The following is a 13,831-nucleotide window of genomic DNA, read 5'->3' on the forward strand; positions in this document are numbered from 1 at the left end:
CCAGCCCCAACGATGCTGCAGCCTTCGATTCCGAAAGCTGTGGCGCCATGTTTCCCACCAAGACCGACAAGGCACGCGACGAACTGCAAGGCGGGCAACGCACGCTCAGCCAGCGCGAGCGCGCATTGCTGCTGATGGCCGACGGCCGGCGTTCGCTGACCGACTTCAGCCCGCTGTTCGCGAGCCGCGACGAAGCCGAACAGACGCTGCGGGCGCTCATGAACCGCGGGTACCTGCACGACGCGCAGGTCGCCGAGCCCAAAGCCGCCCCACCCGTTTCGGCGGGCCCGGCACACACGCCGATTCCGGCTCCTGCGGCGGAGCCCATCCGTGTAGAGACCTCGACCGACAACTTCGACGGCAAACGTTCCCTGGCCACCACGCGCATGTTCCTGTTCGACATCTGCGAGCGCATGTTCGTGCGGCGCGATCCCAAGTTTGCGCTGCAGATGCGCGATGCGCTACGCGAAGCCCGCGACCGCGACGCCATGCTGACGATTGCCGCGCTGATGCTCAATGAAGTCGAGAAAGCCGCGGGCGCCGAGCGGGCCGAATCGCTGCGCGAGCGTATCGAAAGGTTGCTGCCGCCCGCTTCGGAAACCGTGCACTGAGGCCTTCCGCGATCCACTACACTTCGAAGGGTCAGGAGAGAGCCTCGCCACGCGAGGCCGCCGAAGGCGCAGGGGTTTCCCGAACGCTCAGGCAAAAGGACTGACAAGGCGCTGGCGCATGCCGGCGTTTCCTTGCTGGAGAGAGGCCCTTGCATCTTGGCGATGCGGCGGCCCACCGAAGGAGCAAACCCCGATCGTGGGGCGAATCTCTCAGGTAAAGCGGACAGCAGGGGTGGCCCATGGCTCGCGCCATGGAATTCGACTGCCCCTTTGGAGTGCCCCGTGGCCGCTTCCGCTTCATCATCCGACGCCCCATTGCTCAAGACGCCCCTGCACGACCTGCATGTGGAACTGGGCGCCCGCATGGTGCCTTTTGCCGGCTACTCCATGCCGGTGCAATACCCCGCCGGCCTGATGGCCGAGCACAAGCACACGCGCGACGCGGCCGGCCTGTTCGACATTTCCCACATGGGCCAGTTGCGCCTGGTGGGGCCCGACGCCGCCGCCGCATTCGAAACCCTGATGCCGGTCGACGTGATCGACCTTGCACCGGGCAAGCAGCGCTACGGGCTGCTGCTGAACGACGAAGGCGGCATCCTCGACGACCTGATGTTCTTCAACGAAGGGCACGGCTCGATCTTCGTGATCGTGAACGGCGCCTGCAAGGTGGCCGACCTCGCGCATATCCAGCAGAAAATCGGCGCGCGCTGCGACGTGCAGCCCATGCCCGACCATGCACTGCTCGCGCTGCAAGGCCCACAGGCCGCCACGGTGCTGGCCCACTTGTCGCCCGGCATCGAGCGCTTTGTGTTCATGACCGGCGGCGCGGTGAAGATCGGCGGCATTCCGGCCTTTGCCACGCGCAGCGGCTACACGGGCGAAGACGGCTTCGAGATTTCGGTCGCCGGCAAGGATGCCGACGCCCTCGCCCGCCTGCTGCTGGCGCAGCCCGAGGTCAAGCCCGTCGGCCTGGGCGCGCGCAATTCGCTACGGCTCGAAGCCGGGCTCTGCCTGTACGGCAACGACATCGACACCACCACCACGCCAGTCGAGGCCTCGCTCAACTGGGCGATCCAGAAGGTGCGCCGCACGGGCGGCGCGCGCGAAGGCGGCTTTCCGGGTGCGGCCAAGGTGCTGGCGCAACTGGCCGCCGCTACGGCCGGCGCCGCGGGCCGCACCGACCACGACACCCTGAAGCGCAAGCGCGTCGGCCTTGTGGCGCTGGAACGCGTTCCGGTACGCGACGGCACGCTCCTGCAATCTTTCGAAGGCCGGGACATCGGCATTGTGACCAGCGGCCTGCTCGGCCCGACGGCCGATCGCCCGGTTGCCATGGGCTACGTGGCCACCGCGTTTTCAGAGCCTGGCACGCGCGTGCAGGCGATCGTGCGCGGCAAGCCGGTGCCGATGGAAGTCTCGACCCTGCCTTTCGTGCCGACGCGCTACTACCGCGGCTAGGCTCTGCGCTGCCTGAATCAGATCATTTTTTTCCACGAGGAGTTTTTCACCATGAGCATCAAGTACACCAAGGACCACGAATGGGTCTCGGCCGAAGGCGACGCTGCTACAGTCGGCATTACCGTTCACGCACAGGATGCGCTGGGCGACGTGGTCTTTGTCGATCTGCCCGAAGTGGGCAAGACCTTTGCGCAAGGTGAAGTGGCCGGTGTCGTCGAATCGGTCAAGGCCGCGGCCGATGTGTTCATGCCCGTGTCGGGCGAGATCACCGAAGTGAACGAAGCGCTCCGCGCCGATCCCTCGCTCGCCAACACCGACCCGCTGGCCGCCGGCTGGTTCTTCAAGGTCAAGCTCAGCGAACCGTCGCAACTCGACGCGCTGCTCGACGCCGCCAGCTACGACAAGTTCGCCGCCGAATCCTGATCCGCCGGGTTCTTCAGCCGCCCTTCCTCATTCCCCGAGCCTTTACCGCCATGCCGATTCCCGCCCAGCCTTCCCTGCAACAACTAGAGAACGCCGAAGAATTTCTCGCCCGCCACATCGGCATCGATGCGGAAGACGAGGCGCGCATGCTGCCGGTGATCGGCTCGGAAACGCGGGCGGAGCTCATCGACGGCATCGTGCCCGCGGCCATTCGACGCGCCAAGCCGATGCGGCTGCCCGCGCCGGTGGCCGAGGCGGACGCGCTGGCCGAACTGAAGGCCATTGCGGCGAAGAACAAGGTGTTCAAGAGCTTCATCGGCCAGGGCTACTACGGCACGCACACACCGGGTGTGATCTTGCGCAACGTGCTCGAGAACCCCGCCTGGTACACCGCCTACACGCCCTACCAGGCCGAGATTTCGCAGGGCCGCATGGAAGCCCTGCTCAACTTCCAGACCATGGTGTGCGACCTGACGGGCATGGCCATCGCCAACGCCTCGATGCTCGACGAAGCCACAGCCGCCGCCGAGGCGATGACGCTCGCCAAGCGCAGCGTGAAGAGCAAGAGCAACGTGTTCCTGGTGTCGGGCGACTGCCACCCGCAGACCATCGAGGTCATCAAGACGCGCGCCGCGCCGCTGGGCATCGAGGTGAAAGTGAGCACCGTGTCGGAGACGCTGCCGCACTTGATGGCGAGCTGCGAATTCTTCGGCGTGCTCGCGCAGTACCCTGCCACCACCGGCCACGTGCATGACCTGCGCCCGCTCGCGGGCCATGCGCACCAGTGCGACGCCGCCTTCTGCGTGGCCGCCGACCTGCTCGCGCTCACCCTGCTCGCGCCGCCGGGCGAATGGGACGCGGACATCGTCTGCGGCACCACGCAGCGCTTCGGCATGCCGCTGTGCAACGGCGGCCCGCACGCCGCCTACCTGGCCTGCCGCGACGAGTTCAAGCGCTCGCTGCCGGGCCGTCTCGTCGGCGTGAGCGTCGACACGCACGGCCAACCCGCCTACCGCCTCGCGCTGCAAACGCGCGAGCAGCACATTCGCCGTGAGAAGGCCACTTCGAACATCTGCACCGCGCAGGTGCTGCCGGCCGTTGTGGCCAGCATGTACGCCGTGTACCACGGGCCCGACGGACTTACCCGCATCGCGCAGCGCGTGGCAGCGCTCACCGCCATCCTTGCGCAGGGCCTGGCGCAAATGGGCCGGGAGCCGGTCAACGGCACCGCCTTCGATTCGCTCACCATCCGCACGGGCGAAGACACGCCGAAGATCATCGAACGCGCGACCGCGGCCGGCGTCAATTTGCGCCAGCGGCTGCAGCAGCACCTGGGCATTTCGCTCGACGAAACCACGACGCGCGCCGACATCGAAACGCTCTGGGCCCTGTTCGTGCCCGTGGGCATGCCGATGCCGCGTTTCGACGACCTGGCCAACACCGCGCCGCGCCTGCCCGAAGACCTGCGCCGCACCAGCGCCTTTCTGACGCACCCGGTGTTCAACACGCACAAGAGCGAGACGGCGATGCTGCGCTACATCCGCAGCCTCTCGGACAAGGACCTGGCGCTCGACCGCAGCATGATTCCGCTGGGCAGTTGCACGATGAAGCTCAACGCGACCAGCGAGATGATCCCCATCACCTGGCCCGAGTTCGCGAACATCCACCCCTTCGCACCCGCCGAGCAGCAGCAAGGCTATGCGCAGCTCGATGCGCAGCTGCGCGCGTGGCTTTGCGAAGCCACCGGCTACGCGGGCATCAGCCTGCAGCCCAATGCCGGCTCGCAGGGCGAATACGCAGGCCTGCTGGCGATCAAGTCCTTCCATGAGGCCAAGGGCCAGGGCCATCGCAACATCTGCCTGATTCCCTCGTCGGCGCACGGCACCAACCCCGCAAGCGCCCAGATGGTCGGCCTGCAGGTGGTGGTGACGGCGTGCGACGCCCAGGGCAACGTCGACATGGACGACCTGAAGCGCGCCTGCGAAAAGCACAGCGACAAGCTGGCCGCGGTGATGATCACCTACCCCAGCACGCACGGCGTGTTCGAAACCCGCGTGAAGGAGCTCTGCGAGCTGGTGCACGAGCACGGCGGCCGCGTGTATGTCGATGGCGCCAACATGAATGCGCTGGTCGGCGTGGCCGCGCCGGGCGAATTCGGCGGCGACGTGAGCCACCTGAACCTGCACAAGACCTTCTGCATTCCGCATGGCGGCGGCGGGCCGGGCGTGGGCCCCGTGTGCGTGGTCGAAGACCTGGTGCCGTACCTGCCCGGCCACGCGACGGCCGGCATTGCATCGAACGGCGTCTGTGCGGTTTCCGCGGCGCCGCTGGGCAATGCGGCCGTGCTGCCGATCAGCTGGATGTACTGCCGCATGATGGGCGCCAAGGGCCTGCAGGCCGCAACCGAAACCGCCATTCTGAGCGCCAACTACATCAGCGCGCGCCTGAAGGACCACTACCCCACGCTGTACGCAAGCCCCAACGGCCACGTGGCGCACGAATGCATCCTGGACCTGCGCCCGCTCAAGGACACCAGCGGCGTCACCGCCGAAGACGTGGCCAAGCGCCTGATCGACTACGGCTTTCATGCGCCGACCTTGAGCTTTCCAGTGCCGGGCACGCTGATGGTCGAGCCGACCGAGAGCGAGCCGCTGGCCGAGTTGGACCGCTTCGTCGACGCGATGATCGCCATTCGCGGCGAGATCCGCCGCGTGGAAGAAGGCGTCTGGCCCAAGGACGACAACCCGCTGAAGCACGCGCCCCACACCGCTGCGAGCCTGCTCGGCACCGAATGGTCGCACCCCTACTCGCGTGAGCTCGGCGCGTTTCCGCTGGCCGAACTCAAGCAGGCCAAGTACTGGCCGCCCATCGGCCGGGTCGACAACGTGTACGGTGACCGCAACCTGTTCTGCAGCTGCGTGCCCGTGGGCGAATACCAGGAAACCGAAGAGGCCTGACCAGGGGCCTTCTTTTCTACCCTTCGCGGCGGTACATCGCCCACTTCACGGTGAGGATGTCCGCGGCGATCTTCGCGGCGTTCACGCCCGCGTAAGGAACGGACGGATCGAATTCGAAGGCTTCCTGGTAGCGCTTGATGTGCGCGTAGTCCCGGTCGAAGGTCATCGGCCCCATGAGGTCGGCGGGGTCGGTGCCGGCGGGCAGCGCCAGAAACTTCTCGGGATCGGTAGCACTCTGGTAGAGGTCGACGCTCATCAGGTTCATACGGTTGTCCTCGAAATCGTGAGGACAAATCATCCACGGCATCCGCAGCGCGCGCAATCGGCCCGCGCCTACACGGCGCGCGATCGGCACGCGCCTACAGCGCGATGGGTCAGCGCTGCTTCTTCTTGGCCATGTCGCCCGTGGCAATCTGCTCGCGGAAGCCGCGCAGGCTGGCCTTGAGCTTGCGCTCGTTTTCCAGCCCCACCCGCACCATGATCTTCTGGCCGGACGAGAGCGACTCGAGCTGCGGATCGGCGTATTCATAGCGCACCCAGGGCCGCTGCGACGACACGTTGCCCTTGACCTCGACGAGCCGGACCTGCACCGGGCCGGCGGGTTCGGGCGCCTGCAGCAGATGGTCGATCACGGCAATGAGCCGGTCGTTGAAATAGCGGCCTGGATAGCCAAGCTCTTCATACGCTTTCTGAAAGAGCGGATAGAGCCGCGCATACGTCTTGGCGGCCTTGGCCGGGTCGACCGACCCCGCAAGCAGCACGATGGGGTTGTAGCGCGCGGCATTGTTGGCCGCGATGGTCTGCGCCTCGCCCTTGCCTTCGGTGGCAAAGCGCTGCTTGGTGGGCTGCACCGGCCATGCACTCGCTGGCGCCTGCTCGCGCGACAGGTTGTCGATGGTGGCCACAAAGCGGCGCACCACGCCGTCGAACTGCACGAATTCCGCCACGTTCTGGCTGCCCAGCAGATCGACCAGCGCCGACATCACGCGCGTGTCGGAATCGGCGACCGTAGGCAGGCCCGAGGCGGGCAGCGCGATCGCATCGATGGGGTTCTTGGGCTCCAGCGATTCAAGCAATGGGGCTGGCGGCGGTGCGGGCGCGGGCCCGTCGTTCGGCGCGGTGGCCGCGGTAGGCGCCGGCTCGACTGGCTGCGGCTGTTGCTGCTGGTACCAGCGCCAGCCCAGGAGAGCGGCCGCTATCGCCAGCAGGCCGATGATGATGATGGTGCCGGCCGAGCTCTCGCGGCGCGGCCTGAATTCGGAGGTGTCGCTGTCGGACATGTCGGCAATATTCCTTTTGCGAGGATTGCAGTGGGAGGCGAACGGCTATGGTGCACCAGTTCTGCGGCCCTCCCCGGTGTCATCCCTCGTCATCCCGTAACGCACTGTGACGCGCCGGCCAAGCGAAAAAAGGCTTCTATGGCCGCGACTGGGGCGTACCCGCTGAGGTGCTGAGCGCCTGAAGCCACGCCAGCGTGCCTTGCAGCTCGGCCGGCCGGATTTCATGCCCGCCGGGAAAGTCCGCACCCGAGAGCGCCAGCGGCAAGCCACGCGCCAGTTCGCGCGTGGCTTGTGCCGCGCTTGGCGCAATCACGTTGTCGGCGCTGCCATGGCTCACCCACAGCGCCTTGCCCTCGAAGGCCTCCGGCGGCGCAATGTGCGGCACCACCTGCGGCAGCAGGCGGCTGTGCCACACCATCGCGGCGCGCACCTTCGCGGGCTGCGTCAGCAGCAGCGACAGCGCCATGATGCCGCCCTGGCTGAAACCGCCGACCACCACGCGCTCCGGCGGCACGCCGAGCTGCTGCGATGCCGAGGCGATCATCTCGCCGACGAGAAAGCGGCTTTCGCGCTCCTGCTCTTCATTGATGTGCCGCTCGCCGTTTGCCAGCACCTGGAACTCGAACCACGCATAGGCATCGGGCGACAGCACATAGGGCGCGCGCAGGCTCAGCACGTGAAACTGCGGCGGCATGAGCCGCGCCAGGCCGAACAGGTCTTGCTCGTTGCTGCCGACACCGTGCATCAGCACCAGCAGCCACGGCTCGCGCACGCCGGCGTTGGAGGGTTGTTCGAGAAACTTGAAGGGCAGATGGAGTTGCGGCATGGGTCTGGCGAGGGTTCAGGCGGTGAGATGAAAGCCCTGCGCCAACGCACGGGTGATCTCGGCGGACGGGAGCTCGCGGCAGCCCGTCGCGTTCTGCCCCGACCACAGCGGTGAAAAGTCGCCGCGGCCCTGTGCCTCGGCCTTGGCGCGCAGCGGTGCAATGGCTGACGTGGCAAGCGGAAACTCGGGCGCCACCGTGGCGATCGGCCCCAGGTCGCGCATCAGGCGGTTCATGATGCCGCGCGCCGGGCGGCCGGTAAAAAGGTTGGTCAGCGCGGTATGGCGCGCTGCATCGCTTGTCAGCGCCGCGCGGTGCAAGGCGCTGGTGAAGGCTTCGGGCGCGAGCATGTAGGCGGTGCCGATCTGCACGCCGGCGGCGCCAAGCGCCATGGCGGCGGCCACACCGTTTGCATCGGCAATGCCGCCGGCCGCGATGACCGGCACGCGAACCGCAAGCACCACTTGCGGCAGCAACGCAAAGGTGCCGAGCTGCGCCGTCAGGTCGTGCGAGAGAAAGTGCCCGCGATGGCCGCCGGCCTCCAGCCCCTGGGCAATGATGGCGTCGACACCCTGCGCCTCCAGCCACAGCGCCTCGTCGACCGTGGTGGCCGAGGCGAGGATCTTCGAGCCCCATCCGCGCACTTGGGCCAGCAGCGGCTCAGGCGGCAACCCGAAATGAAAGCTCACCACCGGCGGACGGAACTCGGCCAGCACCTCGGCCACCGCCTCGCTGAAGGGGTTGCGCCCGGGGCCAGCGGGAATGGATGCCGCATCGATGTCGTGCTCGCGGTAATACGGCGCCAGCGCGTTGCGCCATGTCGCCTCGCGTTCGGCGCTTGGCTGCGGCGACACGTGGCAGAAGAAGTTGACGTTGTAGGGCTTGCCTGTGCCCGCGCGGATGGCGCCTATTTCGGTGCGAATGGCGTCGTTGCCCAGCATGGCGCACGGCAGCGAGCCGAGCCCGCCCGCGTTGCTGACGGCAATGGCCATTGCGCTGCCTTGAATGCCCGCCATGGGCGCCTGGATCAGCGGGAGTTCGGTACCTAGAAGTTGCTGCAGCGTGGTCATGCGGAATTCCTTGTGTTTCGTGCCCCGGCCATTGTCCAACGACTGGAAAACGCCTACTGCCAAATGGTGCATCATCCGGAGCAAGATCCCACCCGCCCAGGAGCTGTACATGCCGTCTTCCACCGACTACGAGTCGATGTTCGAGTTTGCACCCATGTCGCTCTGGATCGAAGACTACAGCGGCCTGCTCCGGCTGTTCGAATCGTGGCGCAATGCGGGCGTGGTGGATTTGGTGGCCCACCTGAATGCCGAGCCGAGCCGGGTGAGCGAATGCATGGCGCAACTGCGGGTGTTGAGCGTCAACCAGAGCACGCTCAACCTCTTTGGTGCGCAAAGCCAGGCCGAGCTGCTCTCGCGGCTGGACAGCATCTTTCGGGACGACATGACCGCGCCCGTGATCTACGAGCTGGACCAGCTCTGGCGTGGAAATCTCTCCTTCGACAACCAGACGGTCAACTACGCGCTCGACGGCCGAAGGCTCGACGTGCACGTGCGGGTGCAGGTGCTGCCCGGCTATGAAAAGTCTTGGGACCGTGTGCTGGTGTCGCTCGACGACATTACCGCGCGCGTTCGCGCCGAAGAGCTGCGCCTGGAGAGCGAACGCTACGCGCGCGAACTGTTCGAACGGTCACCCGTTTCGTTGTGGGTGGAAGACTTCAGTGCGGTGAAGGCCCTGCTCGACGACATACGAAAACGGGGCATCACCGACTTCACGACCTTCATCAAGGTGCACCCGGAGTTCGTCACCCGCTGCATGAGCGAGATTCGCGTGATCGACGTCAACCGCGAAACCCTGCGCATGTTCGGTGCGGCCGACAAGGCAACGCTGCTGGACAACCTCTCGGACATCTTCCGCGACGAGATGCAAGACTCCTTCGCCGAGCAGCTGCAGGACCTCTGGAACGGAAAGATGCTGCAGCAGCGGGAGGTGATCAACTACGCATTGACGGGCGACCTGCTGAACATCCACATGCAGTTTGCAGTGCTCGAAGACCGGCTCGCCACCTGGGACCTGGTGCTGGTGTCGCTGATCGACATCACGGCCCGCAAGAAGGCCGAGGCCTACCTCGAGTACCTGGGCAAGCACGACGTGCTGACCCAATTGCGCAACCGCACCTTCTTCACGGAAGAAGTGAATCGGTTGACGCGCAAGGGACCATGGCCGGTGTCGGTGCTGGTGATCGACATGAACGGCCTGAAACCCGTCAACGACGAGGAAGGCCATGCCGCCGGCGACGCACTGCTCCGGCGCGTGGGCGAGGTGCTGAGCAAGGCCGTCGATGAGCCCGGCTGGCCGGCGCGGATCGGCGGCGACGAATTTGCCGTCGTCCTCCCCAAGACGGACGAGCGCGGGGCGGAGGCGATGCGCGACCGCATCGTTTCCATGCTCGAACTGAACAACCAGTTCTACGCCGGGCAAAGCGGACGGATGCTGAACCTTGCGATGGGCGTGGCCACCTGCGAGGCCGGCGACCAGCTAGACGCGGCCCTGCAGCGTGCGGACCGTGCAATGTACGAAGAGAAGGCCCGCTACTACCGCGAAAGCAAGGCCGACCGCCGACGCGAGTAAGCGCGGTGAAGAAGCGGCCCCGGCATCCTTAGAAAAGAATGATCCACTCGCCGCGTATGTACCGGTACTGGTAGCTGGGCCCCGAAAAGGTGGTGCTGCGGCTGTAGCCGGCATTGAAGCGGAACACCTGCGATCCCCTCACAGGGCTCTGCAGGCTCACGTCCAGCAGTCTCGTAGGCTGGCTCAGGTCGTGGTTGATCTTCTCGTTGCCCAGCCCGGCCGTTACCGCGGCGGTCCAGCCCTGGAAACGCTGCCGCCAGCTGACCGCCAGCATCGATTCGCTGTAACTCTTCGGATTGAAGTAGGCCCTGTCGACATCTTCGTGGGTGCTGCGGTACGTGCGGTAGCGCGCTTGCAGGGTCAGCCCCAGGTCGAGCGAGGGTTGATAGATGAAGCGGATGCGCCCGTGATCCCGTCGATTCCCGTCGGAGAAGTACTGCTGTGCCAGCAGCCCCACCAGCGTGACATGGCTTCCCAAGCCTTGGTCGACCGCAACACCGAGAAACGAAAAATCGATTCCGCGGTCGAGCGACTTCGGTGTTTCGACCCAGTCGCGCGTAAGCAGAAACTCCACTGCCGTGCTTTTTGTCGGCGCTATGCGGTAGCTGCCGTCGAGCGTCAGCAGCGTATGACCGCCCTGCTCGAACACGCCGGCCTCCATCTGTCCGCCATTGGCCGTTCTGGTTTCGATTGAACGCGCGAGGAACGAGATCTTTTTTCCTGCCCTTCGCCAGCTGTCTTGCTGGTACTTGTAGTCGCCGAGCCGGAACCCCAGGTAGCGGTCGGCGTTTTCAAAAGCGGGAAAAAACTCGACCGATACCCGGCGGGATTCGAAGTTGTCGCTGTCGCTGGTCAGCAGGGCTTCCGTCCCGAAAGCCATGCCGGACGTTTTTTTCTCGGCCGCTTCTACCTGCGCATGGCAGGAGGCACTCAACACCATGAGGCCCGAAATGGCGGCCGCTGCATATGCCGGCTTCCTGGTCATTTGGTGCCCCAGGCTTTGGGCTTTCTGAACAGTTCGTCCAGATAGCCGAGCACGCTGGCGGGTTGCAAAAGCAAGCTGTACAGAAGCACGTAGACAAAGAAGCCCTGGATATTTTTTCGCACGACCAATCCGGTTTTCTTGAACATCCGGCGCTCGATCGAGAACATCAGGAAACTCAGCGCAAATGCCGCCGGTATCAGCGCCAGAGTCATTGGGCCCACGATCCAGTAATAGCCGAACAAGGCAAATATTATTCCGGGGATGAAGCCGATGGTGAATGCCAGGTCCAGCCACGGGAACAAAAGATTCCAGTGAATGAAAAAGGTCGACAGCCGCATCTTGAAAAGAATGCGGGGGTGTTTGACAAAGGCCTCCGTCATGCCGCGCGCCCAACGCTGGCGCTGCTTGACCAACTGCTTGAGGGTACTGGGCACATTGGTGAAGAGGCAGGCGTCTTCGCAGTGCCCCACCCTGTACCCGGCATTCAACAGCGCCCATGTGAGCACGATGTCTTCTCCCACGCACTCGGGCCATCCGCCAACCTCGGTCAGCGCGGCCCGGTCGTAAACGGAAAATGCGCCTTGCGCAACCAAGGTGCCCTGGAAAAGCGACTGAACTCGCTTGACCGCGGAAATACCGTGAAAGTAGTCCCACTCCTGGCAACGGGTGATCCAGTTCTGCCGCGAGTTTCGAACCAGGATTTTTCCGGCAACCGCGCGCGTATTGGGCGGGTCGGCGTGATAGCGCTCGACAATGCTGGTGAGCGCGCCGCGGTACAAAAAGGAATCCGCATCGACGGTCACGACCAGATCGTGCAGAACCTCCTTGAACCCGATGTTCAAGGCGCGGGCTTTGCCACCATTCTTTTTCAGGTCGACAAAGCTGAGCCAGCCATACCGCTCCAGGGCGCGCTGAACCACCTGCGCAGTGCCATCCGCCGAGCCGTCATTGATCACGATGACCTGCAACTCGCCCGGGTACTTCTGCTGGTCAATGCTGACCAGCGTCTCTTCGATGGAAGCTTCTTCGTTGTACGCGGCAATCAATATCGATATCGGCGGATAGACCGAAAGCGGGCGATGCGGCGGCCTTTTGTCCAGAATGAGGCTGATTGCCATGAACGCATTCATGAACCCCGGAATGATGGCAATGCCATACACCAGGAAAATGGCAAACGCGGTTCCTACATAGCTTTTCAGATCGGCCAGCCACGGCCCGGCGGCCCAAATCGAAAAAACCATCCACGCGATCGCCCCGATCAATGCGATCAAAAATTTGGCTGACACCGGCAGATAAATTGCCGAACGCTTCGCCTCTCGGCCATCTACTTTCATGTGCATCCTCGGGGGTCACAAGAATGTAATGCCGCAGCAATCCGTTGAACAGTTTGTTTACATTTTCCGATGCGTGCTAACAACTCAGACGAGTCCGGCGAGCCTACTTCGCAAGAAATGACGCAATCGCCGGCCCGGCCTGACCGACTGTGGCACCCAGAGCATCGGCATGACCGTTGGGACTGTTCAACTCGACGTACTCTGCCGGGGTGCCTTGCGCCTTGAGGGTCTCCACTGCGCGTTTTGACAAGTGCGGCGGAAAGATCTGATCCGAGCTGATGCCCACGAACAGCGACTTGGCCTTGATGCGGTCTGGTTTGGCGCTCGGCAACTGCAAGGCCTTCAGCGTGTACAGCCAGCTGTTGGCGTCCATGCCCTTGGCGCGCGCTTCGCCGATCTTCTCGAGGGTGGCATCGACCGCAAACTGATTGGCGGTCGCATCGCCGGGGTTTTTGCCCGGGTCGGCCCACTTTTGACCGAAGGCCTTGTCGGCCCAGGCGAAGCTGAGGGCGTCGAGCGTGACCTGTCGCATGGCCTGCGTCATGCCTGCCAGCGGCTCGGCCTTGCCGTGGTAGTCGCCATTGGCCCAGTTCGGGTCCAGCCTCACGGCCGCGCCCCACGAGCTCATCTTGGCGACGGCGTAGGCCGGGCTGTCGACGCCAGGTCCCACGACGGACAACAGGCGCTGCACACGCTCCGGGTAAGCCGAGGCCCATTCCACCGACATCCAGGCGCCAGCCGAAGCGCCAGCCACGGCGTAGAGGGTTCGAATGCCCATCGAATCGAGCAGGGCCTTCTGCACCTCCACCGTGTCCCGCGCGGCCAGCACCGGGAAGCGCATGCCATACGGTTTGCCGGTGGCGGCGTCGATGCTGGCCGGGCCGGTACTGACGACGGTGGCCGATGCGCGATTGGGATTGGCCAGCGCGTCGGTCGCGATGACGAAGAACCGCTCGGTATCGATCGGCAGGCCGGCGCCGATGATCATGTCCCAGTAACCCGGCGCGGCGTCGCTCGCCGCATACCGGCCGGCGGCGTGCGAAGTGCCGGTGATGAAATGGTTGATGAGGATCACGTTGTCTCGCGCAGCATTCAAACGGCCATAGGTTTCATAGCCGATGCGCACTCCCTTGATGACCTGGCCGTTCACGGTCGTGTAGGCAGGCAGGTTGAACACCTGCTTTTCCACGATGCCGTCGAAGGCCTGTGCGTTCGTCGTGACGATGGCTGCACAGAAGGCAGCCGCGGCGCAAAGCAGCGTGTTGGAAAGAAAAGACCGTTGCATAAGAACTCCCGAGTGGTGAGGCCCGCACTTTCGG

General features: G+C 64.8%; 12 protein-coding genes and 2 riboswitches. Of the genes, 5 read left to right on the forward strand and 7 right to left on the reverse strand.

Translation table 11 applies throughout. The features are described 5' to 3' along the window. Window positions 1-47 precede the first annotated feature (47 nt). The 4 genes from M0765_RS27455 to gcvP all read left to right on the forward strand — a co-directional run bounded on the left by M0765_RS27455 (window position 48) and on the right by gcvP (window position 5,449). Window positions 48-611: a hypothetical protein gene (locus M0765_RS27455; RefSeq protein ID WP_258507577.1), complete on the forward strand. Its 564-nt coding sequence runs from the start codon at window positions 48-50 to the stop codon at window positions 609-611. 22 nt (window positions 612-633) lie between these two features. Further along, a riboswitch (glycine riboswitch) is annotated at window positions 634-724 on the forward strand. A 12-nt stretch (window positions 725-736) separates the two neighbouring features. Then, window positions 737-848: riboswitch (glycine riboswitch) on the forward strand. A 78-nt stretch (window positions 849-926) separates the two neighbouring features. After that, complete coding sequence (gene gcvT, locus M0765_RS27460) at window positions 927-2,069, forward strand: glycine cleavage system aminomethyltransferase GcvT (RefSeq protein ID WP_446751577.1); 1,143 nt, start codon at window positions 927-929, stop codon at window positions 2,067-2,069. Between the two features lie 51 nt (window positions 2,070-2,120). Beyond that, complete coding sequence (gcvH, locus tag M0765_RS27465; RefSeq protein ID WP_126746785.1) at window positions 2,121-2,492, forward strand: glycine cleavage system protein GcvH; 372 nt, start codon at window positions 2,121-2,123, stop codon at window positions 2,490-2,492. Between the two features lie 50 nt (window positions 2,493-2,542). Next, entirely contained in the window at window positions 2,543-5,449 is a 2,907-nt protein-coding gene (gcvP, locus tag M0765_RS27470; protein ID WP_258507583.1) for an aminomethyl-transferring glycine dehydrogenase, read from the forward strand. A 16-nt stretch (window positions 5,450-5,465) separates the two neighbouring features. Here the strand turns inward: gcvP and M0765_RS27475 are convergent, their stop codons facing one another. From M0765_RS27475 to M0765_RS27490, 4 genes are all read right to left on the reverse strand, one after another. After that, a complete protein-coding gene (locus tag M0765_RS27475) occupies window positions 5,466-5,714 on the reverse strand; it encodes a hypothetical protein (RefSeq protein WP_258507585.1) in 249 nt (82 codons plus the stop codon). 109 nt (window positions 5,715-5,823) lie between these two features. Further along, window positions 5,824-6,729 (reverse strand): DUF3014 domain-containing protein, encoded by a 906-nt coding sequence (locus tag M0765_RS27480; RefSeq protein WP_258507587.1) that lies wholly within the window; start codon window positions 6,727-6,729, stop codon window positions 5,824-5,826. Window positions 6,730-6,865: 136 nt separating this feature from the next. Then, window positions 6,866-7,555, reverse strand: coding sequence for an alpha/beta hydrolase (locus M0765_RS27485; protein WP_258507588.1), 690 nt, complete (start codon window positions 7,553-7,555; stop codon window positions 6,866-6,868). Between the two features lie 15 nt (window positions 7,556-7,570). Next, entirely contained in the window at window positions 7,571-8,623 is a 1,053-nt protein-coding gene (locus tag M0765_RS27490) for an NAD(P)H-dependent flavin oxidoreductase (protein WP_258507590.1), read from the reverse strand. Window positions 8,624-8,732: 109 nt separating this feature from the next. Between M0765_RS27490 and M0765_RS27495 the strand changes: the two genes are divergently transcribed. Next, window positions 8,733-10,193 carry a sensor domain-containing diguanylate cyclase gene (locus M0765_RS27495; RefSeq protein ID WP_258507591.1) on the forward strand — a complete coding sequence of 487 codons (1,461 nt, stop codon included), beginning with the start codon at window positions 8,733-8,735 and terminating at the stop codon, window positions 10,191-10,193. 28 nt (window positions 10,194-10,221) lie between these two features. Here the strand turns inward: M0765_RS27495 and M0765_RS27500 are convergent, their stop codons facing one another. The 3 genes from M0765_RS27500 to M0765_RS27510 form a co-directional block, all read right to left on the reverse strand. After that, window positions 10,222-11,178: a hypothetical protein gene (locus tag M0765_RS27500; protein ID WP_258507593.1), complete on the reverse strand. Its 957-nt coding sequence runs from the start codon at window positions 11,176-11,178 to the stop codon at window positions 10,222-10,224. Beyond that, the gene (locus tag M0765_RS27505; RefSeq protein WP_258507595.1) at window positions 11,175-12,512 is read right to left on the reverse strand and encodes a glycosyltransferase; all 1,338 of its coding nucleotides are present in this window, start codon (window positions 12,510-12,512) and stop codon (window positions 11,175-11,177) included. Before M0765_RS27505 ends, M0765_RS27500 begins: the two co-directional genes overlap by 4 nt. A 103-nt stretch (window positions 12,513-12,615) precedes the next feature. Beyond that, on the reverse strand, window positions 12,616-13,701 hold the full coding sequence (locus M0765_RS27510; protein ID WP_446751578.1) for an alpha/beta fold hydrolase: 1,086 nt from the start codon (window positions 13,699-13,701) through the stop codon (window positions 12,616-12,618). Window positions 13,702-13,831 lie beyond the last annotated feature (130 nt).

Source organism: Variovorax sp. S12S4, from assembly GCF_023195515.1.
GTDB lineage: Bacteria > Pseudomonadota > Gammaproteobacteria > Burkholderiales > Burkholderiaceae_C > Variovorax.